Origin of the sequence: Brevundimonas sp., assembly GCF_035561115.1 — a bacterium.
GTDB lineage: Bacteria > Pseudomonadota > Alphaproteobacteria > Caulobacterales > Caulobacteraceae > Brevundimonas.
In genome coordinates, this window is the sequence record NZ_DATMYH010000050.1 from 54168 (window position 1) to 75233 (window position 21066).

The 21066-nt window shown below is 68.8% G+C and carries 21 protein-coding genes; 7 read left to right on the forward strand and 14 right to left on the reverse strand.

Going from position 1 to position 21066, the window contains the following annotated elements; all coding sequences use genetic code 11:
• Window positions 1–2: 2 nt before the first annotated feature.
• From VN378_RS06480 to purL, 3 genes are all read right to left on the reverse strand, one after another.
• Window positions 3–1571, reverse strand: coding sequence for an alkaline phosphatase D family protein (locus VN378_RS06480; RefSeq protein ID WP_325742085.1), 1569 nt, complete (start codon window positions 1569–1571; stop codon window positions 3–5).
• 62 nt (window positions 1572–1633) lie between these two features.
• Complete coding sequence (locus VN378_RS06485; RefSeq protein ID WP_325742087.1) at window positions 1634–1978, reverse strand: DUF305 domain-containing protein; 345 nt, start codon at window positions 1976–1978, stop codon at window positions 1634–1636.
• A complete protein-coding gene (gene purL / locus VN378_RS06490; protein ID WP_325742089.1) occupies window positions 1978–4188 on the reverse strand; it encodes a phosphoribosylformylglycinamidine synthase subunit PurL in 2211 nt (736 codons plus the stop codon). Before purL ends, VN378_RS06485 begins: the two co-directional genes overlap by 1 nt.
• A gap of 101 nt (window positions 4189–4289) precedes the next feature.
• On the opposite strand from purL, the gene VN378_RS06495 reads away from it, so the two are divergent.
• On the forward strand, window positions 4290–4460 hold the full coding sequence (locus VN378_RS06495) for a hypothetical protein (RefSeq protein WP_325742091.1): 171 nt from the start codon (window positions 4290–4292) through the stop codon (window positions 4458–4460).
• Between the two features lie 184 nt (window positions 4461–4644).
• On the opposite strand, the gene VN378_RS06500 is transcribed toward VN378_RS06495, so the two are convergent.
• Window positions 4645–5454, reverse strand: a complete 810-nt coding sequence (locus tag VN378_RS06500; protein WP_325742092.1) for a hypothetical protein — start codon at window positions 5452–5454, stop codon at window positions 4645–4647.
• Window positions 5455–5716: 262 nt separating this feature from the next.
• Here VN378_RS06500 and VN378_RS06505 point away from each other — a divergent pair, with 262 nt between their 5' ends.
• Window positions 5717–6754, forward strand: coding sequence for an aspartyl/asparaginyl beta-hydroxylase domain-containing protein (locus VN378_RS06505; RefSeq protein ID WP_325742094.1), 1038 nt, complete (start codon window positions 5717–5719; stop codon window positions 6752–6754).
• A gap of 13 nt (window positions 6755–6767) precedes the next feature.
• On the opposite strand, the gene purQ is transcribed toward VN378_RS06505, so the two are convergent.
• The 6 genes from purQ to purC are packed head-to-tail and all read right to left on the reverse strand — an operon-like array spanning window position 6768 to window position 9844.
• Window positions 6768–7430, reverse strand: coding sequence for a phosphoribosylformylglycinamidine synthase subunit PurQ (purQ, locus tag VN378_RS06510; protein ID WP_325742096.1), 663 nt, complete (start codon window positions 7428–7430; stop codon window positions 6768–6770).
• A 33-nt stretch (window positions 7431–7463) separates the two neighbouring features.
• Window positions 7464–8177, reverse strand: a complete 714-nt coding sequence (locus tag VN378_RS06515) for an HD domain-containing protein (RefSeq protein WP_325742098.1) — start codon at window positions 8175–8177, stop codon at window positions 7464–7466.
• Between the two features lie 24 nt (window positions 8178–8201).
• Window positions 8202–8666, reverse strand: coding sequence for a YbhB/YbcL family Raf kinase inhibitor-like protein (locus VN378_RS06520; RefSeq protein ID WP_325742100.1), 465 nt, complete (start codon window positions 8664–8666; stop codon window positions 8202–8204).
• Between the two features lie 56 nt (window positions 8667–8722).
• A complete protein-coding gene (locus tag VN378_RS06525) occupies window positions 8723–8854 on the reverse strand; it encodes a hypothetical protein (protein ID WP_325742102.1) in 132 nt (43 codons plus the stop codon).
• Window positions 8851–9084: a phosphoribosylformylglycinamidine synthase subunit PurS gene (gene purS, locus VN378_RS06530; RefSeq protein ID WP_325742104.1), complete on the reverse strand. Its 234-nt coding sequence runs from the start codon at window positions 9082–9084 to the stop codon at window positions 8851–8853. The genes VN378_RS06525 and purS overlap by 4 nt, the downstream gene beginning before the upstream one ends.
• A 1-nt stretch (window position 9085) precedes the next feature.
• Window positions 9086–9844 carry a phosphoribosylaminoimidazolesuccinocarboxamide synthase gene (gene purC / locus VN378_RS06535; RefSeq protein ID WP_325742122.1) on the reverse strand — a complete coding sequence of 253 codons (759 nt, stop codon included), beginning with the start codon at window positions 9842–9844 and terminating at the stop codon, window positions 9086–9088.
• Window positions 9845–10116: 272 nt separating this feature from the next.
• Here purC and VN378_RS06540 point away from each other — a divergent pair, with 272 nt between their 5' ends.
• A complete protein-coding gene (locus tag VN378_RS06540; protein WP_325742106.1) occupies window positions 10117–10440 on the forward strand; it encodes a DUF1476 domain-containing protein in 324 nt (107 codons plus the stop codon).
• Window positions 10441–10513: 73 nt separating this feature from the next.
• Here the strand turns inward: VN378_RS06540 and VN378_RS06545 are convergent, their stop codons facing one another.
• Entirely contained in the window at window positions 10514–11032 is a 519-nt protein-coding gene (locus VN378_RS06545) for a DNA-deoxyinosine glycosylase (protein ID WP_325742108.1), read from the reverse strand.
• 331 nt (window positions 11033–11363) lie between these two features.
• Entirely contained in the window at window positions 11364–12662 is a 1299-nt protein-coding gene (purB, locus tag VN378_RS06550; protein WP_325742110.1) for an adenylosuccinate lyase, read from the reverse strand.
• A gap of 136 nt (window positions 12663–12798) precedes the next feature.
• Between purB and VN378_RS06555 the strand changes: the two genes are divergently transcribed.
• Entirely contained in the window at window positions 12799–13449 is a 651-nt protein-coding gene (locus VN378_RS06555) for a glutathione S-transferase (protein ID WP_325742111.1), read from the forward strand.
• 189 nt (window positions 13450–13638) lie between these two features.
• On the opposite strand, the gene VN378_RS06560 is transcribed toward VN378_RS06555, so the two are convergent.
• Together VN378_RS06560 and VN378_RS06565 are read right to left on the reverse strand one after the other, a co-directional pair.
• The gene (locus VN378_RS06560; RefSeq protein WP_325742112.1) at window positions 13639–15249 is read right to left on the reverse strand and encodes a lytic transglycosylase domain-containing protein; all 1611 of its coding nucleotides are present in this window, start codon (window positions 15247–15249) and stop codon (window positions 13639–13641) included.
• Between the two features lie 218 nt (window positions 15250–15467).
• The gene (locus VN378_RS06565) at window positions 15468–16253 is read right to left on the reverse strand and encodes a uracil-DNA glycosylase (protein WP_414642221.1); all 786 of its coding nucleotides are present in this window, start codon (window positions 16251–16253) and stop codon (window positions 15468–15470) included.
• Window positions 16254–16456: 203 nt separating this feature from the next.
• On the opposite strand from VN378_RS06565, the gene VN378_RS06570 reads away from it, so the two are divergent.
• The 3 genes from VN378_RS06570 to VN378_RS06580 are packed head-to-tail and all read left to right on the forward strand — an operon-like array spanning window position 16457 to window position 20885.
• Entirely contained in the window at window positions 16457–18103 is a 1647-nt protein-coding gene (locus VN378_RS06570) for an electron transfer flavoprotein-ubiquinone oxidoreductase (RefSeq protein WP_325742126.1), read from the forward strand.
• Window positions 18104–18158: 55 nt separating this feature from the next.
• On the forward strand, window positions 18159–20015 hold the full coding sequence (locus VN378_RS06575) for a tetratricopeptide repeat protein (RefSeq protein WP_325742114.1): 1857 nt from the start codon (window positions 18159–18161) through the stop codon (window positions 20013–20015).
• A gap of 3 nt (window positions 20016–20018) precedes the next feature.
• Window positions 20019–20885: a 4-(cytidine 5'-diphospho)-2-C-methyl-D-erythritol kinase gene (locus VN378_RS06580; protein WP_325742116.1), complete on the forward strand. Its 867-nt coding sequence runs from the start codon at window positions 20019–20021 to the stop codon at window positions 20883–20885.
• The last annotated feature ends 181 nt before the right edge of the window (window positions 20886–21066 follow it).

Below are 21066 nucleotides of genomic sequence, written 5' to 3' on the forward strand. Positions count from 1 at the left end.
CCTCAGGCCGGGACGACCCGCGCGTCCCCGCTCGCCACCGCGAACTTCGCCCGCGTCGTCAACGTCCCGCCCCTGTCCGACACCTTGTCCAGCACCTTGAACTCGGTCTGCCAGCGTTCCGGGGTGACGTCGCAGACGACATAGCCGCGTTGGGCGTTGTTGAACTTCAGGAACGGATTGTCGGCGAGGTAGCGCCGGCCGTCGGCCCGCTGGTCCTGGCCGTCGCCGGACGAGCTGATCGAGGTGGTGACGAACTCCGACGCGATCGGCGCGCCCTCGGGGTTGCGGCTGTCGCGGTACAGCTCGCCGGCGTAGTTCTGATGCTCGTCGCCGGTCAGCACGATGGTGTTGCCGATCCGGCGCTCGCGCAGCCGGTCCAGCAGCCGCTGGCGCGGGATCGAATAGCCGGCCCAGGTGTCCAGGTTGTAGCCCGGCTCGGGCCCTTCCCTGCGCTCCAGATCCATCACCATGATCTGCTGCGCCAGCACCTTCCAGCGCGCCCGCGACTGGTCGAGGTTTCGGTACAGCCAGGCCTCCTGGGCATCGCCCAGAACCTGGGCGTCGCGCGCCGAGACGCCGGCGCAGGTCGTCGCCCAGGCGTCGTCGCACGGCTGATCCGAGCGGAAGGAACGGGTGTCGAGGAAGTTCAGGTCCAGCAGATCGCCCCACGACGACTGGCGGTACAGCTGCATCTCCGCCCCCCGCGGGAAGGCCGAACGGCGCAGCGGCATATGCTCGTAGAAAGCCTGGGCCGCCGCCTGACGGCGCAGCAGGAAGACTTCGGGCGGCACCCCGTCGTCGAAGGCTGAGACCCAGTTGTTGGCGACCTCGTGATCGTCCCAGGTCACGAACCAGGCCGTCGCCGCGTGGCTGGCCTGCAGGTCGGTGTCCATCTTGTACTGGGCGTAACGGCGCCGGTAGTCGTCCAGGCTGTAGATCTCGCCGCCGAAATGCTGGCGCGGGTTCTCCATCGTACCGCCCGAACCGGTGTAGGTCCGGCTGCCACGGCCTTCATAAATGTAGTCGCCATAGCAATAGACGAAGTCCAGATCCTCGGCCGCCGCCTTGCGGTGGGCGGTGTAGAAGCCCTGCTCATACGCCTGGCAGCCCAGCACGCCGAAGCGCGCCTGAGCGACTGCCGAGCCGGCCGCGGGCGCGGTCTTCGCCCGGCCTGTGGCGGTGCGTTCGGTTCCGGCGATGAAGCGGTAGAAATAGTCCCGGCCCGGCTCCAGTCCTTCGACCTCGACGTGAACGGCGTGACCCATTTCGGGCCGCGCGATCGCTTCGCCCCTCTGCGCCACGTTGGAGAAGCCGCGATCTGTCGCGACCTCCCATTTCACCGGTACGGGCTGGGACGGCATGCCATGACCGATCTCGAGCGGGCGCGGGGCCAGCCGGGTCCAGATGACGAAGCCATCGGGGGCCGGGTCGCCGGCGGCGATGCCCAGCTGGAACGGGTATTCCGCGAACACCGGATCGGCCAGGGCTTGATGGCTCGATCCCGCCAGCGCGCCGCCGGCGCCGAGGCCGAGCAGCAGCCCGCGACGGGACAGGGAATCGAATACCGACATGGGGACCTCCGGAACGCGCCCGTCCGACCTAGCCCGGAAATGTGACGGTCGTCACGGCCCCGCTACGGGACGGCGGCGGCGGCGGGCTCCCACGCCTGCATCTCCGCGATCTCGCGGGTCCGGGCCGTCTTGATCGCCTGCGCCATCCGCCGAACCTGCGGGTCTTGGGATCGGACCAGGGCGGCGTCCGCCATGGCCGCGCCGTTGCGATGATGCTCAATCATCCCGGCGACCCAGGTCCGGTCCATCGAGGCGGGATCGGTCGCGGACGTCGTCGCCGTTTCCCGCACCGTCGCCGACTGGTTCGCCGCCGCCGTCTCGCGCAGGGCCTGCTGGACGGGGTCGCCGCCGCCTTCGCAGGCTGTCAGGGCCAAGGCCGCCGGCAGGAGGATGGCGACGCGACGCATCAGCCCTCGATCCAGTTCGGCATCCAGCCCTCGTGCATCTCGCGCAGGTGGGCCAGCGGCAGGCGGAACAGGTCGCCGTCCACGCTTCCGGAGGCGAAGTCGGTCCCCCTGGCCCGTCCGACCACCGAGGCATGCAGCCCGGCGTTCTGCGCCGCCGCTATGATTGCGGTGGCGTCCGGCACGGCGACCAGATAGCGGGCCTGATCCTCGCCGAAGAGCAGGATGTGGGCGTGGGTCGACGAGGTGGCGTCCAGCTCGACGCCGCAGTCCGAGGCCAGGGCGATGTCCGCCGCCGCGCCGATCAGGCCGCCGTCGGACAGGTCATGGACGCAGGTCAGGTCGCCGGCCTCGATCAGGCCGCGCACGAAATCGCCGGTCTTGCGCTCCAGCGCCAGATCGACCGGCGGCGGGGCGCCGTCCTCGCGGCCCAGAACCTCGCGCAGATAGAGGGACGAGCCCAACTCGCCCACCGTCTCGCCGATCAGCACCAGCACGTCGCCCTCGACCATGCCGCCGAAGCCGGTGACGGTGTCGTAGTTGGTCAGCAGGCCGACCGCCCCGACCGTCGGGGTCGGCGGAATGGCCGCGCCGTTGGTCTCGTTATAGAGGCTGACGTTGCCGCTCACGACCGGGAAGTCCAGCACCCGGCAGGCCTCGGCCATGCCGTCGATGGCGCGGACGATCTGGCCCATGATCTCGGGCCGTTGCGGATTGCCGAAATTCAGGTTGTCGGTGATGGCGATGGGCCGGCTGCCGACTGCGGTCAGATTGCGCCAGGCCTCGGCCACGCACTGTTTGCCGCCCTCATAAGGGTCGGCCTGGACGTAGCGGGGCGTACAGTCCGAGGTCATGGCCAGACCCTTGTCCGTGCCGTGCACCCGCACCACCCCCGCGTCTGCGGCCGTGGCCGAGTCGTGCAGGGTGTCGGCCATGACGTGGCGGTCGTACTGCTCCCAGATCCAGCGCTTTGACGCCATGTCCGGGCAGCACAGCACCTTCAGCACGGCATCGATCCAGCTTTCGGGCGCCGGGACCTCGGCGGGAGCCAGACGCGGCTGCAGCTTGGGCTGAACCCACGGGCGGTCGTACAGGGGGGCGTCGTCGAACAGCGGGGCCAGAGGCACGTCGCACACCGTCTCGCCGTGATGCTTCAGCACCAGCCGCCCGGTGTCGGTGGTCATGCCGATGACTGCGGCGTCGAGACCCCATTTCTTGAAGATGCGATGACCGTCTTCCTCGCGGCCGGGCTTCAGCACCGCCAGCATCCGCTCCTGGCTTTCCGACAGCATCATCTCATAGGCCGTCATGCCCTCCTCGCGCTGGGGCACGGCGTCCATGTTCAGCTCGATGCCGACCGCACCCTTGCCGGCCATCTCCACCGACGAAGAGGTCAGACCCGCCGCGCCCATATCCTGAATGGCGGCGACCGCGCCCGAGGCCATCAGCTCCAGCGTCGCCTCGATCAACAGCTTCTCGGCGAACGGATCGCCGACCTGCACGGTCGGACGCTTCTCGTCGGAGTCCTCGTCGAACTCGGCCGAGGCCATGGTCGCGCCATGGATGCCGTCGCGGCCGGTCTTGGAGCCGAAATAGACCACCGACAGGCCCGGCGCCGGGGCGGCCGAATAGAACAGGGCGTCGGCCTTGGCCACACCCACGCACATGGCGTTGACCAGGATGTTGCCGTTGTAGCCGGCGTGGAAATTGGTCTCGCCCGCCACCGTCGGCACGCCGACGCAGTTGCCGTAGCCGCCGATGCCCGAGACCACGCCCTTGACCAGCCGCTTCGTCTTCTCGTGCGACGGATCGCCGAAGCGCAGGGCGTTCAGCAGGGCCACCGGCCGCGCGCCCATGGTGAAGACGTCGCGCATGATCCCGCCCACGCCCGTCGCCGCGCCCTGGTAGGGCTCGATGTAGGACGGGTGGTTGTGGCTCTCCATCTTGAAGATGCAGGCGTCGCCGTCATCGATGTCGATGACCCCGGCGTTCTCGCCCGGCCCGCAGATCACCCGCGGTCCCTTGGTCGGGAATTTGCCGAGGTGGATCTTCGAGGACTTGTACGAGCAGTGCTCGGACCACATCACCGAAAACACGCCCAGTTCGACGTTGTTGGGCTCGCGCCCCAGCCGGTCAAGGACGACCTGATATTCGTTCGGGGCCAGGCCGTATTCGGCGGCCAGTTCGGCCATGGTCTTCTGCGGAGCGCTCATGGGCGCGCCTTCTAGCCGTTCATGGGGCAAGTGTCAGCCGCCCCTGAGCGGAACATCGCGGGGCGACGGCCATTGATCCCGTGAAGCTGAAGGAGGCTGCGATGCCTGACCAACCCATCGACCCCGCCGCGACGCCCGAGGATCCCGACGCGCCAGAGATCGCCGCCGACGACGCCGGAGCCTCGGCCGCCGCCGAACGCGCCTTCAAACACGCCGCCAACGATGATCAGACGGACCAGGACAAGGTCGACCAAGCGGATCAGCCGATCTGACGGGGCGGTCGGAAAACACCGTCCAAAGCGTCCACAGCGTCCACAGCGTCCACAGCGTCCACTCGGCGGGCGCCCTCGTCCATTGCATTCGATTGTCAAAGACCGGCCTCGACGGGTTCGGTCATAAGATCATACGCCTGCGTCAATTCCGGACGTAGGAGTGTTCGACCGCGCCGGCGCCGTCCTAGCTGTGAACCGCGTCACGCCGTTCGACGCCCCGGCGCAGGCCGAGACTCAGTATGATCGCCCCGACCAGCACCGCGACCGCCGCCGCCAGCGCCACATAGGCCAGGGTGGTGTTCCGGGGCTGCTCGGCGACAAAGGCGCCCAGCAAACCCCACGCGACGGGGAGGGCATAGGCGACGGTGCGAATCCGCCAGGTCACGGCCAGAGCGACGCCGACCACCACGACGACGGCGATGATCGCCCAGAGGGTCGGCGGCAGCACCGCGGGCAGGTCGCCGTTGCCGGTGGCCACGGTGATCAGGTTCAGGGGCGCGGCGACCGTAAGCCATCCCGCCAGCAGCGCCAGCGGCCAGACCACCATCCAGCGGTCGCGTTCCCGGACGGGCAGGGCGCGGATGGCGCCGGCGTTCTGCAACAGCGGGATCAGCAGCACCGCCAGCGAGCCGAAGATCAGCACGATCGTCGCGATCTCGCCGTCCAGCGCGGCGGCGATGATCCACAACCCGATGCCGGCCAGCGCCAGGGCCGATGGCCAGCCGAACCGATGGATCAGCAGGCTCTCGCCCGTCTGCGGCAGGACCTGACGCACGGCGTAGACCAGCAGGCCCAGATAGATGACGCCCCATATGGCGAAGGCGTAACCGGCCACCTTCAGGGTCGCGTCGCTGTCGGCGGAGAATTCGGCGGCGGTCTGGCCCCAGCCCAGCGCCATCTGGCCCTGTCCCACCACGATGGCGAAGACGGCGGCGGCCAGCACGATCAGACGACGCGTCATCTGCGCCGGGGTCGGGCGGACAATGGACGACATCGGACTCTCCTCGGGTGGCGGCCCTCAACTACGCATGGGCGCGCCGAGGGTTCATCGTCGGAACCGGGGCCGTTCGACGCGGGTTGGATTAAAGCAGGCAATAAGACCGACCACGGCCGACACCGACCGCCCCGGCCATGCTGCACCACCGTTCTCGAAACGGACTCCGTCCAGGCCGATCACGCCCGACGAAGATGATCGGCGAGCCGCGAAGTCCGAGTTTCAACTTGACGAAGCTGGCTCGCCGACCTCCGATCGGAACATGGGCGAGACAGACGACGAACCGGCGCACCGCGCCCGCCTGGCGGACGCCGACCGGGTGCTGGCGGTCAATCCGCGCGATCTGCGCGCCCTGATCGCCAAGGGCGACGCCCTGACGGGCCTTGGCGACCCGCGGGGCGGCGCCAGCTTCTATGGGTCCGCCCTGCGCGCGGCCGGCGACGGCAAGGGCTTGCCGGCCGATCTGCTCCAGGAATTGCGGCGGGCCCAGGCGGCCATACAGGATCAGGCGGCTCGCTTTCAGGCCCACCTGGCCGACAGCCTGGTCCGGGCCGGCTTCGACACGGCCACATCCAGCGATCGCTTCGCCCTGTCGCTGGACCTGATGGCGGGTCGCAAGCGGCTGTATCTGCAGGAGCCGCGCTTCTATCTGTTTCCCGGCCTGCCGCAGGTTCAGTTCCAGCCGCGCGAGACCCTGCCGTGGCTGACCGCGGTGGAGGCGGCCGCGGCGGATATCCGGGCCGAGTTGGAGGCTCTGCTGGCCCAGCCGGACCTGTTTCGCCCCTATGTCGAGCCGCGCGCGGACCGGCCCAATACCGATGCGAAGGGCATGGCCTCGAACGCCGACTGGAGCGCCGTGTTTCTTTGGAAGGACGGCGAGGAACAGCCCGACATCGCGCGCCGTTGCCCCCGGACGCTTGAGGCCCTGGCCGACGTCCCGCTATGCCGCGTGCCGGGCCGAACGCCGTCGATTCTGTTCTCTCGCCTGAAGGCCGGTGCGCGCATCCCGCCGCACCATGGCCTGATCAATACGCGGCTGATCTGCCACCTGCCCCTGATCGCGCCGCCGGGCTCGCGCTTCCGGGTCGGCAATGACGTCCGCGAGTGGAAGGAGGGGCAGGCCTGGGCCTTCGACGACACCATCGAGCACGAAGCCGCGAACGACAGCGGCCAGGATCGCACCATCCTGATCTTCGACGCCTGGAAACCGGAGGTGACCGAGGAGGAACGGGCGCTCGTATCGGCGATGTTCCAGGCGATCGACGGCTACGGCGCCGGCGGCGCGGCCTGGGGCGTTTGAACGCGGCGCGGGCTCAGGCCGCCGCGAACACGCTGCGGAACAGGGTCGCGCCGTCCGCCGAGCCCAGCTCTTCCTCGAAGGCCCGGTCGGGGTGGGGCATCATGCCGAGAACGTTGCCGCGCGCATTCTGGACGGCGGCGATGTCGTTCACCGAGCCGTTCGGGTTGTCGACATAGCGGAACACGACCTGGCCCTCGCCCTCGAGCCGGGCCAGGTCCTCGGCGCCGGCGAAATAGTTTCCGTCCCCATTGCCCTGGGTCATGACCACCTCGCGCTGGCCCTGATAGCCGGCGGTGAAGCGGGTCTGGCCGTTGGTCACGGTCAGGCTGACTGGCTTGCAGACGTATTTCAGGCCGGCGTTCTTCAGCAGGGCGCCCGGCAGCATTCCGGCTTCGCACAAAATCTGGAAGCCGTTGCAGATGCCCAGGATCGCCACGCCGTCGTCGCCGGCCTTCTTCACCGCCTGCATGATCGGCGACTGGGCCGCCATAGCTCCGCATCGCAGATAGTCGCCGTAGGAGAAGCCGCCGGGCAGGATGATCAGGTCAAGCCCGGCTGGCAGTTCCGTCTCCTGGTGCCAGATCATCTGGACCTGCTCGCCCGTGGAGCGTTCGACGGCGACCTTGCAGTCGCGGTCGCAGTTGGAACCGGGGAAGACGATGACGGCTGCGCTCATGGCGCGGCCCTTTAGCAGCGTTTGCCGCTCCTGTCAGGGTCTGGCGCCGTCCGGCGTTTCACGCCGCACCATGGCGAGGAATTCCGTCATGACCGCCACGCGCGGCTCGGCCATCCGGCGGGCCGCGGCCGTCTTCAGCCGCGGCGGGATGTCGACCGCGAATCGCTCGATCCGACCCAGCGCCTGGTCATAGTCCGGCCGGTCGCCCGTCGCCGCCAGCAGCCGCGCGGCCCCGAGGGCGCCGAGGAAGTCCAGCGCGTCCGCGTCGTGAAGGACGAGCGCCTCTGAGCCCTCCGGCTCCTTGTCGTACATGTGGCCGAGGATGGCGGCGCGAACGGCCGGAAATTTCTCCATCGGGAAGCCGGCCTCGGTCAGGAATGGCTCGGCCAGCTGCACCGAGCGCACGGCGTGGTCCACGCCTGTGACGGCGAACGGTTCGATCCCGCCCCAGTCGTGCAGGAAGGCCGCGGCGAACATCACGTCCGCATCGACCGTCAGCCCCTCGGCCTGCGCCACCGCCATGCCGAACAGATAGTCGCGTTCCGAATGCCGCCAGCCCCAGCTCGGATGCCGGAAATGCTCATGCGCCTGTTCATAGACGGCGCGTCGCCACGGACTGTCTATCGGAATGCCTGCAGGCGTCGCCGTCGCTGCGGGAGCGACGGCCGGAACGTCCTGGGCTTCCACCACGCTGGCCGTGGCCAGAAGCAGGGCTCCCGCCGCGATCGCCTTGACGATAGTCCTCATGCCGCCCCTCCCGATGGAAACCGCTCAGCCGCGATTCTCGTACACGCCCGTGATCGAGGCCTTCGCCAGCGTATGGAAATGTAGGTTGAAGCCGAACACGGCGCCGGAATTCTCCGGCGTCACGTCCAGCCGTTCCTGATCGACGGCGAAGACCGTGAAGATATAGCGGTGCGGGCCATGTCCCGGCGGAGGCGCCGCGCCGCCGAAGCCGGGCTCGCCAAAATCGGTCCGCCCCTCGACCGCGCCTTTCGGCAGGGCGGCGCCCTCGGCCAGCTCCGTAACATCGGCGGGGATGTTGGCCACCGTCCAGTGCCAGAAGCCCGAGCCGGTAGGCGCATCGGGATCGTAGCAGGTGACGGCGAAGCTCTTCGTACCCTCGGGCGCGCCGGACCAGCTCAGCTGTGGCGATCGGTTGCCCTTGGCGTGCACCTGGGCGTCGGGCAGGGCACCGCCGTCGGCGAAGCCTGCGGATGTAACGGTGAAGGCCATGGATCGCTCCTCGCTGTGTCTGGAGCCAGCCTAACGCACAATGAGGGTCGGGGTCGCTAGTGCGCCGCGTCCTTCGCGGCCTGGGTAAACGCCGAATCGTCGGTCAGCCCCCCCGCCAGCGCCGCGGCGAAGATCAGCACGCAGACCAGGACGAAGGCCGCGACCGAGAACTGGATCAGCCGCTTCACGCGACCTCGATGCGGTAGCTTTCGATCACGGTGTTGGCGAGCAGCTGCTCGCACATCTTCTTCGCCTCGGCGGCGGGATCGGCTGCGTCGAGGTCGAACTCGATCAGCTTGCCGACCCGGGCGTTGGCGACGCCGGGCCAGCCCAGACCATGCAGGGCTTGTTCGACAGCCTTGCCCTGGACGTCCAGCACGCCGGGCTTGAGGAAGACGTGAACCTTGACCTTGGCCATACTAGTGCAATCCACCCTGAATCACGGTCGGCATATCCTTCATGATGCCGAGGCGGCGGGCCACCTCGGTATAGCTTTCGATCACATTGCCCAGATCGCGGCGGAAGCGGTCCTTGTCCAGCTTCTCGCCCGTGTTGGTGTCCCACAGGCGGCACGAATCGGGGCTGATCTCGTCGGCCAGGATGACCCGGCTGAAATCGTTCTCCCACACCCGGCCGAACTCGATCTTGAAGTCCACCAGGGTGATGCCGACCGCGCCGAACATGCCCGACAGATAGTCGTTCACGCGGACGGTCATGGCCAGGATGTCGTCCAGCTCCTGGGTCGTGGCCCAGTTGAAGGCGGTGATGTGCTCTTCCGTGACCATCGGGTCGTTGAGCTCGTCCTTCTTGAGATAGAATTCGATGATCGAGCGGGGCAGGGGCGTGCCCTCGTCGATGCCGAGACGCTGGCTCATGGAGCCGGCGACGACGTTGCGGCAGACCACCTCCAGCGGAATGATCTCGACCTCGCGGATCAACTGCTCGCGCAGGTTCAGCCGCTTGATGAAATGGTTGGTCACGCCGATGCCGTTCAGGCGCGACATGATGAATTCGCTGATGCGGTTGTTGATGACGCCCTTGCCCTCAAGCTGGGCCTTCTTCTCACCGTTGAAGGCGGTGGCGTCGTCCTTGAAATACTGGATCAGGGTGCCGGGCTCCGGTCCCTCGTACAGGATCTTGGCCTTGCCCTCGTAGAGCTTCTTGCGCTTGACGTTCATCATCTGCAGTCCGGGCGGGGCCTGCCGGAAACGCAGATCGCGCGGCCAGACCCGGGTCTGGGCGGCTTGATCCGGAATCGCGGGCGGGCGGGAAAAAGTCGCGGAACCCTTAGCGGATGCGGCGCCGCGATACAAACCAGCGTCGTTTTGGCGCGCCCCGCGGCCGCCTCGTCGCAACCCCGTCAGTTCCGGTTGCGTTCGGGTATGGGGTGGATATAGACCACCCTCGATCGCGGCCCCGCTGGGTCGCCAGACGGAGCCTCGCAACGCCCATGACCACCTTCGACGATCGGGAAAAGGGCTTCGAGTCCAAATTCGCCCTCGATCAGGAACAGGAGTTCAAGGCGGTCGCCCGGCGCAACAAGCTGCTGGGCCTGTGGGCCGCCGAGAAAATGGGCCTGAACGCCGCGGGCGCCGAAGAGTATGGACGCGCCATCGTCAAGGCTGACTTCGACCAGCCGGGCGAGGAAGATGTCTTCCGCAAGATCGCCCAGGATCTGGAAGGCGCCGGTCTGACCGTGTCGGAAGGCGAAATCCGCCGCAAGATGGACGAGCTGTCGTCCGTCGCCCGCGACCAGATTCGCAACGGCGAATAGGCCGTTCCGGCGCTCCCGAACGAAAAGGGGCCGCTCCATCGCCGGAGCGGCCCTTTTCGTTTCAGCGATGCTGTCAAGGCCTGATCACGAACGGCTTCAGCACGCTCCATGCCTCGGCCTTGGACTCGAAGGATCGGGTGTGGGCCGGGCTGGAGGAGGGCAGATCGATCAGGCTGATCCCCGGGGCGGGGGTCAGGGTCCGTCGGCCGATCCGCGCGGATGTCGCGCCGTTGAACGCTACGGCGCGCAGCCCGGGTAGCCGCCCCGCCAGCAGGTTCAGGTCCGCCGCCTCGGCGTCCCGGATCGCCCCATCCAGACTGCCGGGGCGTGTCGCGTGGGCGATGACGTCCCACAGACCCACGCCGGCGGTCTTCAGGGCTTCCAGTCGGTCAGGGTAGGGCAGGCCGGCCAGATCGACCCCGACCACCCCGCCGACCAGCCGCCAGAAGGCGTTTTGTGGATGAGCGTAATATTGCGCCGCCTTCAGCGACGCGTCGCCGGGCAGGCTGCCGAGAATCAAAAGGCGGGTCCCGGCCGAAACGATCGGCGGCAGATTATTGGCGACGCGGATTTGAGAACTCGGAAGCGCCATGAAGGGTCAGTTGCACGACGCGTCCCGTCGCCGGGGAGCCGTCGGCCTCATAAACCCGCGTCGCCGCCGCCATGCATTCGAAGCGTTCACGGTAGCGTAGAACCCGGGGATTGGCGGTCAGGATTGCGCATTGTCGCATTGTGGCGTCGCTGGCGACGGTGCATCGCACCCTGACATTGGAGAACCCGACAAGGGCGCCCATGCACCGGCTGACGGCGCCGGGCTCGGCGACCCGGGTCAGCCGGGGGGTTTCAGCGGCTTCGGCTTGAGGGCCATCCTGCGGTCCGGACACCAGAAGCGCAGTCAGAATCAGAAACGCGAACATAGACCATCAGGCCCCAAACACACGGGCGAACACCGTGTCGACATGCTTGGTATGGTAGCCCAGATCGAACAGGTTTTCCAACTCAGGGTTGGTCAGGGTCACGCGCGCGTCCGCCTTGAGGAAGTCGATGAACCGGCCCTCGCCGCGCCAGACCTTCATGGCGTTCTCCTGCACCGCCGCATAGGCGTCCTCGCGCGACACCCCCGCCTGGGTCAGGGCCAGCATGACACGCTGGGAGTGCACCAGCCCGCCCAGCAGGTTCAGGTTCTTCTCCATATTGGCCGGATAGACCTGCAGCCGCTCGACCACCCCCGCCAGACGATGCAGGGCGAAGTCCAGGTGGATGGTGGCGTCCGGCCCGATGCCGCGCTCGACCGAGGAATGGCTGATGTCGCGCTCGTGCCAGAGGGCGACGTTCTCCATCGCCGGTACGACGGCGGAGCGCACCAACCGGGCCAGGCCGGTCAGGTTCTCGGTCAGGATCGGGTTGCGCTTGTGCGGCATGGCCGACGAGCCCTTCTGGCCCGGATCGAACGGCTCTTCGGCCTCCAGCACCTCGGTGCGCTGCAGATGGCGGATCTCGATGGCGAGGCGTTCGACCGAGGAGGCGACCACGCCCAGGGCCGCGAAGAAGGCGGCGTGGCGGTCGCGCGGGATGACCTGGGTCGAGACCGGCTCGACGGCCAGACCCATCTTTTCGGCCACATACTGCTCCACCGCCGGATCGACGTTGGCGAAGGTGCCGACCGCCCCTGAGATGGCGCAGGTGGCGATCTCTTCCTTCGCCGTCAGCAGCCGCCGCTTCGCCCGCTGGAACTCGGCGTGATAGCCCGCCAGCTTCAGGCCGAAGGTCACCGGCTCGGCGTGAATGCCGTGGCTGCGGCCGACGCAGGGGGTGAATTTATGCTCCAGCGCCCGCTTCTCCAGCGCCGCGAGGACCCGGTCGACGCCCTCGACCAGCAGGTCGGACGCGCGCGCCAGCTGCACCGCGAAACAGGTGTCCAGCACGTCCGACGAAGTCATGCCCTGGTGCAGGAAGCGGGCTTCCTCGCCGACGATCTCGGCCACATGGGTCAGGAAGGCGATGACGTCGTGCTTGGTGGTGCGTTCGATCTCGTCGATGCGGTCGGCGTCGAACACCACATCCTTGCCCTTGGCCCAGATCGCCTCGGCGGCGCTGGCGGGAATCGTACCCAGCTCGGCCATCCTGGTGGCGGCGTGCGCCTCGATCTCGAACCAGATCCTGTATTTGGTCTCCTGCGACCAGATGGCGACGGCGGCGGGGCGGGAATAGCGGCTGATCATGGGCGCGTCGTGTCGGTCCCGCGACCGGTTGAGTCAAGCGCCGCTTGTGCCGACCTGTGCCGAACTCGGCCATCCGGTGCTGGCGGCGAGGGCGGTCGGGCTCTATTGGCTGGACGCGAATCCCGGGAGAGGCTTCATGGAACTGATCATCGGACCGCGTCTGTATTCGACCTGGTCGCTGCGGCCCTGGCTGGTGCTGAAGCGCTGCAAGGCGGACTTCACCGTGCGCGAGATGGACATCTACGGTCCCGAGGGCCAGGCCGAACTGGAGAAGATTTCGCCGTCTCGCCTCGTGCCCCTGCTGAGGGTCGAGGGCGAGACCATCTGGGATTCAATGGCCATCTCGGTCTGGTGCGCGGAACGCTACCCCGAGGTTCGCCTGTGGCCCGCCGACCCCCACGCCCGCTGGCTGGCCCGCTCGGCGGCCTGCGAGATGCACGGCGGCTTCATGGGCCTGCGCACGGAGTGCGGCATGGGTCCCGACCACACCATGGTCGGCCCGGACCGCTCGCCGCCGCCTGCGGGCGAGGCCGTCACGAAGGACATCCGTCGCATCGTGGCCCTTTGGCGCGAGATGCGGACCCGGTTCGGAGCGGGCGGGCCGTACCTGTTTGGCGATTGGTCCGTGCCGGACGCCTTTTTCACCCCCGTCGCGGCGCGGTTCCGGCATTTCCAGGTCGACCTCGCCGCCCATGGCGACGACGGAACGGCGGCCGCCTACCGCGACACCCTTCTGGCCCAACCCGATTTTCTGGAGTGGTCCGCCGAGGCGCTGTCAAACCATTAACCGCCTCGCGGAACCCGGCTTTAAGACAACGGCGATATTTTGCGCCCCGCAAGAACGCCTGTGCGTTCAGAGGTCCGCCATGTCCATGCCCGTTCAGCAGCCCGGTGCGCGTCGTCCCAGCCTGATGGTCTATGGGCTGATGATCGTGATCGCCTGCTGCCTGCCGGCGTTGCTTCTGGTCAGCGTGATCTAGTTGGTTCCGGCGGTCGTGGCCGCAGAGGCCAGATCGATCGCCTGAACCGGAGCCGGCGGCGGCGCCACATAGTCCAGGGCCAGGGGAACCCGCGAGGCCCCCGACGCTACGGCGTCCAGCGTATGCAGAGGCCGGCCGTTCATGCGCTGGTAGATCCAGTAGGCCGCCACGACCTTTTCGACATAGTCACGCGCCTGCGGCACGTCGATCGTCTCGATCAGCAGCAGCGGATCGGCGTCCGGACCCAGTTTGCGCACGGCCGTGACCATCGGTCCGGGCCCGGCGTTGTACGAGGCTGCGGCCCGCAGCAGGTCGCCGTTGATCGCCGGCAGGGCCAGAACCCGGTTCAGATAGGCCTGACCCAGACGGGCGTTGACGTTGGGCTGGAACAGCCGTTCCGGATCGCTGACGAAGCCCCGGTCGCCGCTCAGCTCGGCGGCCGTGGTCGGCATCACCTGCATCAGCCCGTAGGCGCCGGCGCCGGAACGGGCGCGGGCGTTGAAGTCGGTTTCCTTGCGGGCGATGGCGTAGACCAGCGACCGTTCGATGGTGAAGCCGCCCTCGGGCTCGATCACGGGCTGCGGATAGCGGTCGGCGTCGATCCGCCGCACGTCGTCGCCCGAGCCAGTCACACGCGGCCCGAGGGCGCGGCCCAGGGCGGCCCAGAGCTCGCGGCCGCGGTCGGTGGCGGCGGCGCGAATGCCGGTCTTCAGCTCATCGCGCGCGTCGCCGCGGCGTCCGACCTCGAAGAAGGCCACCGTGCGCAGGGCGCGGGGCTCGGAGCGGACGAATTCCTCCAGCTCGTCGGCGTCGACGCCGATGGGTTCGTCGGCCTGATATGACGCCCTTTGCGCCCGTGCGGCCCCATACGGGACCGGCCCCAGGTTCTCGATCGCCGGCTCCTCGCCCAGCTGACGCAGGGCGATCTGGCCATAGAAGGTCGCCGGCCAGGCGCCGGCGCGGCGCAGCAGGGGCTGGACCAGGTCCTGTTGGCCGGAGCGGGCCGCCGAGCGCGCGGCCCAGAAGGCGGCGCCCGAGCGGACCCAGCCGTCTTCGGTCGGATCGTCCAGCACGCGCTGGAAGGCGATCCTGGCCTGGCCGAACTCGCCCAGCCGGTATTGGGCCAGTCCGACGGTCCACCAGTCGCCCAGCTGATCGCCCAGGGCGACCGCGCCGGTCAGGTCGTCGTGATTGAGGGCGACGCGGGCCGCCTTCATCGGATCGCCCTCGGTGTTGCCGCCGGCGGCGGCGATGCTGTTCCAGGTCCGTCCGCCGCCCATCCGCGTGGGGCGTCGAGGCTCAGGCGCGCCGTCAGGCCGCCGACGCATGGCCAGCGTCCAGGCGCGCTCGGCGCACTGCAGATCGGCGTATTCCGCCAACCAGGCCGACAGTTCCTCATAGGTGGCGCTGTAGTCGGCGTGGAACAGGCGTTCGAACTCGACCTGGCCCAGCAGGACGCGGTCGTTGGCCTGACGCGCGGACTCGCGGGCGGTGTTCAGGTCGCCCCGGCGAAGGGCGTCGAAGGCTGTGGTGTAGCTGAGGCGGTCCGCGGCGCTCAGGGCCGTGGGCGCGCGCCGGATTTCCTCGGCCCGGCCGGCGGTCGCCATGGCGCACAACGCCACTGCCAACGTCGGCGCGATGATCGCGCGGCGGAAATCAAACGGCACTGAGGCGGCCCCCTTGAAGCGTCTGGCGACCCGTCTCGACTCGGGTCACGCCGCGCGGTTCATTCGGTCGTCAGGCACGAAAGGCGCCATCGCCCCCGGCCCGTGTCAAGATTTCTCCCCATTTTGGGGCAGTTTTGAGTCTGAAGGATGAACAGGTTTCAGCCGTCGGCGTCCAGCCGCGCGGCCAGCGACAGAATGTCCGCCCACGCCTGCCGCTTGGCCATCGGCTGCCGCAGCAGAAAGGCGGGGTGCAGCGTCGGCAGCACCGGCGCGGAAACCGCGCCCTCCGCCAGCCGCCACTCCCGCCACTGGCCGCGCATCCGCATGATACCGTCGTCTGTGGCCAGAACCGACTTGGCCGCCGCCGCACCGAGCAGCAGCACCGCCTTCGGCTTCAGCAGGGCGAAGGCCCGCTCGACGAACGGCGCGCAGACGGCCTGTTCCGCCGGTGTCGGCGTGCGGTTGCCCGGCGGCCGCCAGAAGACGGTGTTGGTGATGAACACCCGGCCCTCCAACCCCGCCTCGGCCAGCATCCGGTCCAGCAGCTTCCCGGCCTTGCCGATGAAGGGCTGGCCGCGTTGGTCTTCTTCCGCGCCCGGCCCTTCGCCGATGATCAGCACCGGCGCCTCGGGATTTCCGCGGCTGAACACCGACTGGGTCGCTCCCATCCCCCGCAGCGGACAGCCCTCGAAAGCCGCGATGGCCTGCCCCAGGTCCTCAAGGGTTTCGGCCCCTGCGGCAAGCCGGCGCGCCTCGGACAGGGCGTCGCCTGCATCGGGCGCGGCCACCACTGAGGCCGTAGCCCTGGTCACCGCCTTTACGGCCGGCGGCGGGGCGACATGGGTGCGGTCGACCGGGGCGTCCTCGAAACAGGCGTCGACGCCCGCGTCGCGCCAGAAGGCGAGCAGGCTTTCAGTCGCGGCGGCGTCGGAAGGCGGGGTCATCATGACGGTCCGCACAGGGATAGTCCTTGACCACCCTTGCGTCACCTTCGGATAAGCGGAAAACACGAAGACCCCACCCACGACGAGGAATTCAGGGCATGGCCGAGGACGCGATCGAGGGCGGCGCGACGAACGCCTGGCAGGAAGCCGTGATCGACAACCTGCCGCCTGCCGAGGCCCTGACAGGGGTCGAGCGCGAGGTGATGGAGTACGATGTGGTCATCGTCGGCGGCGGCCCCGCCGGTCTGGCCGCCGCCATCCGCCTGAAGCAGCGGGCCGAAAAGGACGGCAAGGAGATCACCGTCGCCGTGCTGGAGAAGTCCGCCGAGATCGGCGGTCATATCCTTTCGGGCGCCGTCATCGACCCGCGCGCCCTGAACGAGCTCCTGCCAGACTGGAAGGAGCGCGGCGCCCCGCTGGAGACGCCGGTCACCGAGGACCGGTTCATGGTGCTGGGGCCCATGGGTCAGGTCAGCCTGCCCATGCCCCTGCTGCCGCCGATGATGCACAACGACGGCTGCTACATCGCCTCGCTCGGCAATGTCGCCCGCTGGCTGGGCGAGCAGGCCGAGGCGCTGGGCGTCGAGGTCTATCCCGGCATGGCCGCCAGCCATGTGGTCTGGAACGAGCCGTCAGGCACGGTGAAGGGCGTCGTCGCCGGCGTCTTCGGCATCGACCGCCACGGCAAGCCGACCGACGACTTCCAGCCGGGCATCGAGCTGCACGGCAAATACGTTTTCATCGCCGAGGGCGTGCGCGGCTCCCTGGCCAAGACCATCATGGCCCGTCACAACCTCTGCGACACGGCGCAGCCGCAGAAATACGGCATCGGTCTGAAGGAGCTGTGGCAGGTCCCGGCTGACAAGCACCGCCCCGGCCTGGCCCAGCACACGACCGGCTGGCCGCTGGACGAATTCACCGGCGGCGGCAGCTTCCTCTATCATTTCGGCGACCGCTACGTGGCCATCGGCTACGTCGTCCACCTGAACTACAAGAACCCCTTCCTGTCGCCGTTCGACGAGTTCCAGCGGTTCAAGCACCACCCTTCGATCGCCGGGCATCTGGAGGGCGGAACCCGCATATCCTACGGCGCCCGCGCCATCACCGAAGGCGGCTTCCAGTCGGTGCCGAAGCTGTCGTTCCCGGGCGGCGTCCTGATCGGTTGTTCGGCCGGCTTCGTGAACGTCCCCCGCATCAAGGGCAGCCACAACGCCATGAAGACGGGCATGCTGGCCGCCGACGCCGCCTATGAGGCCGTCATGGCCGGGCGTTCGGGCGATCAGCTGGTCGAATACCAGACGGCATACGAGAAGAGCTGGGTCTATCGGGAGCTCAAGGGCGTCCGCAACGCCAAGCCGTATCTGTCGAAATTCGGCACGACCTTGGGCGGGGCCCTGGGTGTGGCCGAGATGTGGCTCGCGTCCCTGACCGGCCTGACCACGCCGTGGACACTGAAGCACGGCAAGACCGACGCCGGCGCGACCGAAAAGGCGTCGAAACACAAGCCGATCGCCTATCCGAAGCCGGACGGAAAGCTGTCGTTCGACAAGCTGTCGTCGGTCTTCATCTCCAACACCAACCACGCCGAGGAACAGCCGGCCCACCTGAAGCTGCTGGATCCCTCGATCCCGATCCGGGTGAACCTGCCGGAATACGGCGAGCCGGCGCGGCTCTACTGCCCGGCCGGCGTGTACGAGGTCCTGTACGACGAACAGGGGGCCAACCCGCGTTTTCAGATCAACGCCCAGAACTGCGTCCACTGCAAAACCTGCGACATCAAGGATCCGTCCCAGAACATCGTCTGGACCACGCCCGAGGGCGGCGGCGGCCCCAACTATCCGAATATGTGACGCCGGGCGGGCGAGAGGCCTTGTCGCCGCCGCATAATGCGGAGAGGGTTCCGCCATGCGCCCTTTCCGCCTCGCCTCTCTCCTGACCGGCTGCGCCGCCTTGGCCCTGTGCGCGCCCGCGCTCGCCCAGGACGCGCCGACCGTCACCGATCCGCCTGTGGTTTCGCCGGCCGGGCAATCGCCCATCGTCGTCCCGATCCCGGAGGGAGAGGCCGTAGCGCCGGACGAGGTCCCCGCCGAGGAGCCGCCCGTCGAGCCGGCGGAGCCGGCCGCAGCCCCGATCCCCGCCATATGGGCTCCGGTGCCGGTCGACGCCGCGGGCCAGTCCGCCTACGGCCTCTATCTGGCCGGCCGTCTGGCCAGCATCCGCGGCGACCGGGCGGCAGGCTCCGAATTCCTGACGGAGGCCCATGCCCTTGCGCCGGAACAGCCCCTGCTGGGCGAAGAGGCGTTCCGGTCGGGTCTGTTTTCGGGGGATATCGGTGTGGTGGCGCGTCTGACGCCGACCGTCGCCGACACGCCCCAACTCGCCGAGGTTGGCCGGCTGATCGAGGTTGTCGAGGGCCTGCGCGCGGGAAACCCCCGTCAAAGCCTCGCCCTGTTGACCGCCGGCCCGTTCGAGATGCTTCGTCCCGCGGCCCGTTATCTGACGCCTGCCGTCGCCGCGGCCGCGGACGACTGGGAAACCGCGCTGAAGGTCGTCGATGCGCCGCCTGCCGATCCCGCCGGCCTGGTCCTGCATCAGCAGCGGGCCGGCCTGCTGGAGAGCCGTCGCCGGTTCGCGGAGGCCGACGCCGAATACCGGATCCTGATGGCGGCTCCTGGCGGCGCCATGCTGTACGCCCTGGACTACGCCGAATTCCTCGAACGGCAGGGTCGGCGGGATGAGGCGCTGGCCATCTATGACGGGGCCCTGTCGGGCGGCAATCCGGAGTCCCGGGCCGCCATCGCCCGGGCCCGGGTGATCGGGCGGGGCCGCCCGCCGGCGGCGCCGGATATGCTGGAGCACGCGTCAGACGCCCTGGTGTTCGCCGCCCTGCAGACCAGCGCGAGCGAGAATCATGAGGTGTCGGCGATCTATCTGCGGCTCGCCGACAGCCTGCACCCCGACGATCTGACCGTCCTGCAACTGGGACAGAGCCTCAGCAACGGCCGCCAGCCCCTTCTGGCGCAAGAAGTGTTCTCGCGTGTCGGCAAGGCCGATCCCATCACCTATGCGCGGGCCCAGGTCGGACTGGCGGTGGCCCTGGGCGCCCAGGGCGACGACGCGGCGGCGCTTGAAGCCTTCAGGCGTGCGGACGCGGCGGCGTTGGACCAGGCGGCCTTCGCCTATGCCCTGGCCGCGCATCTGCAAGGCATGGGCAGGCATGAGGAGGCGCTGGCCATCCTCAACCGGCCGACCATCAACGTCGCGGCCCAACCGCCCCAGTTCCGCTTCCTGCGTGGCGCGGCGCTGGAGAACCTGGGCCGGATCGATGAAGCCGAGGCCGAACTGTGGGCCGCCCTGCAGGCCCAACCCAATGACCCGACCATCCTGAACTATCTCGGCTATCTGTGGGTCGACAGCGGCCGGCGGGTGGCCGAAGGCGCCGAGATGCTGGCCCGGGCCCATGCCGCCGACCCCCAGAACGGTAACATCCAGGACTCGCTGGGCTGGGCCCAGTTCCGCCAGGGCCAGTACGAAACCGCGGTCCAGACGCTGGAAGAGGCCGTCGGCAAACAGCCGGGCAACGCCGAGATCGTCGATCACCTCGGCGACGCCTACTGGCAGGTCGGGCGCCGGCGCGAGGCCGAATGGCAGTGGAGTCGGGTGCTGACGCTCGAGCCCGATGCGCCGCGCCGCGCCGAGGTGGAGCAGAAGCTGGTGCGCGGCCTGCCCGATCCGGCGACTTCGCCCGGCGGCCAGCCCTGAGGCATGGCGCCGGTCCGAAGTCTCGCCCCCGCCAAGGTCAATCTGTTCCTGCATGTCGGACCCGTGGCGGGGGACGGCTACCACCCCCTGGCCAGCCTCGTCGCCTTCGCCGATACCGGCGACGGCGTGACCGTCGAGCCATCCGCGCGGCTCTCGCTGGCGGTGACCGGCCCGTTCGGCCGGGACCTTGAAGACGGCGGCGACAACCTGATCCTCAAGGCCTTGCGGGCGCTCGGTCAGGCGACGGGCGCCGGAGATCCGCCCGTGGCGGTGACGCTGGACAAGCGGTTGCCCGTCGCCGCGGGGCTGGGCGGCGGCTCTTCCGATGCGGGGGCTGCGCTCAAAGGGGCGCGCGACGTGCTGGGCCTGCCGCTGGACGATGAGGCGCTCGCGGACCTCGCGGCCGGGGTCGGGGCCGATGGTCCCATGTGTCTCCACGCCCGGGCCGCCTGGGCGGAAGGCCGGGGCGACCGGCTGACGTTCGAGCCCCGCCTGCCGCCGCTGCCGGCCCTGCTGATCAACCCCGGCGTCCCGTCGCCGACCGGCGCGGTCTATCGCGCCTTTGACGAGGGCGGCGCGGGGGCGGCGGACCGTCCCGATCCGCCCGGCGACTGGCGCCCTTCCTCCGTCATCGACTGGCTGGCGGCGCAGCGGAACGATCTCGAGGCGCCGGCCGTCGCACTGCAGCCTGAGATCGGCGAAGCCCTGGGAGAAGCGGCGGGGCTTTCCGGCGTGCGTCTGGTCCGGATGTCCGGGTCCGGCGCCACGGTCCTGGCCCTGTTCGACACGGTCGAGGCCGCCGCTGCGGCGGGCCGGAGCCTGACGTTGAAACGTCCTGGCTGGTGGGTGCGGCCGACAACCCTGCGGTAGGCCGATCCGGCCGCCGGTGACGGCAATTGGAACTGAGAGCCTCGCCGCGTCTTTCACGCTGCAGGTTCCGTTCCTGACGGCCGCGCTTTCCTCCCTTTGCGACCGTCCGCTCCAGAAGGGATATTGTCATGCTTCGCCTTCAATTGCTGACCGCCGCCGCCGCGGCGGCCCTGTTCGCCGG

Coding starts and splice junctions, on each gene's coding strand:
- VN378_RS06480 (WP_325742085.1), bottom strand. CDS start 1,571: ATGTCGGTATTCGATTCCCTGTCCCGTCGCGGGCTGCTGCTCGGCCTC.
- VN378_RS06485 (WP_325742087.1), bottom strand. CDS start 1,978: ATGCGTCGCGTCGCCATCCTCCTGCCGGCGGCCTTGGCCCTGACAGCC.
- purL (WP_325742089.1), bottom strand. CDS start 4,188: ATGAGCGCTCCGCAGAAGACCATGGCCGAACTGGCCGCCGAATACGGC.
- VN378_RS06495 (WP_325742091.1), top strand. CDS start 4,290: ATGCCTGACCAACCCATCGACCCCGCCGCGACGCCCGAGGATCCCGAC.
- VN378_RS06500 (WP_325742092.1), bottom strand. CDS start 5,454: ATGTCGTCCATTGTCCGCCCGACCCCGGCGCAGATGACGCGTCGTCTG.
- VN378_RS06505 (WP_325742094.1), top strand. CDS start 5,717: ATGGGCGAGACAGACGACGAACCGGCGCACCGCGCCCGCCTGGCGGAC.
- purQ (WP_325742096.1), bottom strand. CDS start 7,430: ATGAGCGCAGCCGTCATCGTCTTCCCCGGTTCCAACTGCGACCGCGAC.
- VN378_RS06515 (WP_325742098.1), bottom strand. CDS start 8,177: ATGAGGACTATCGTCAAGGCGATCGCGGCGGGAGCCCTGCTTCTGGCC.
- VN378_RS06520 (WP_325742100.1), bottom strand. CDS start 8,666: ATGGCCTTCACCGTTACATCCGCAGGCTTCGCCGACGGCGGTGCCCTG.
- purS (WP_325742104.1), bottom strand. CDS start 9,084: ATGGCCAAGGTCAAGGTTCACGTCTTCCTCAAGCCCGGCGTGCTGGAC.
- purC (WP_325742122.1), bottom strand. CDS start 9,844: ATGAACGTCAAGCGCAAGAAGCTCTACGAGGGCAAGGCCAAGATCCTG.
- VN378_RS06540 (WP_325742106.1), top strand. CDS start 10,117: ATGACCACCTTCGACGATCGGGAAAAGGGCTTCGAGTCCAAATTCGCC.
- VN378_RS06545 (WP_325742108.1), bottom strand. CDS start 11,032: ATGGCGCTTCCGAGTTCTCAAATCCGCGTCGCCAATAATCTGCCGCCG.
- purB (WP_325742110.1), bottom strand. CDS start 12,662: ATGATCAGCCGCTATTCCCGCCCCGCCGCCGTCGCCATCTGGTCGCAG.
- VN378_RS06555 (WP_325742111.1), top strand. CDS start 12,799: ATGGAACTGATCATCGGACCGCGTCTGTATTCGACCTGGTCGCTGCGG.
- VN378_RS06560 (WP_325742112.1), bottom strand. CDS start 15,249: ATGGCGACCGCCGGCCGGGCCGAGGAAATCCGGCGCGCGCCCACGGCC.
- VN378_RS06565 (WP_414642221.1), bottom strand. CDS start 16,253: ATGACCCCGCCTTCCGACGCCGCCGCGACTGAAAGCCTGCTCGCCTTC.
- VN378_RS06570 (WP_325742126.1), top strand. CDS start 16,457: ATGGAGTACGATGTGGTCATCGTCGGCGGCGGCCCCGCCGGTCTGGCC.
- VN378_RS06575 (WP_325742114.1), top strand. CDS start 18,159: ATGCGCCCTTTCCGCCTCGCCTCTCTCCTGACCGGCTGCGCCGCCTTG.
- VN378_RS06580 (WP_325742116.1), top strand. CDS start 20,019: ATGGCGCCGGTCCGAAGTCTCGCCCCCGCCAAGGTCAATCTGTTCCTG.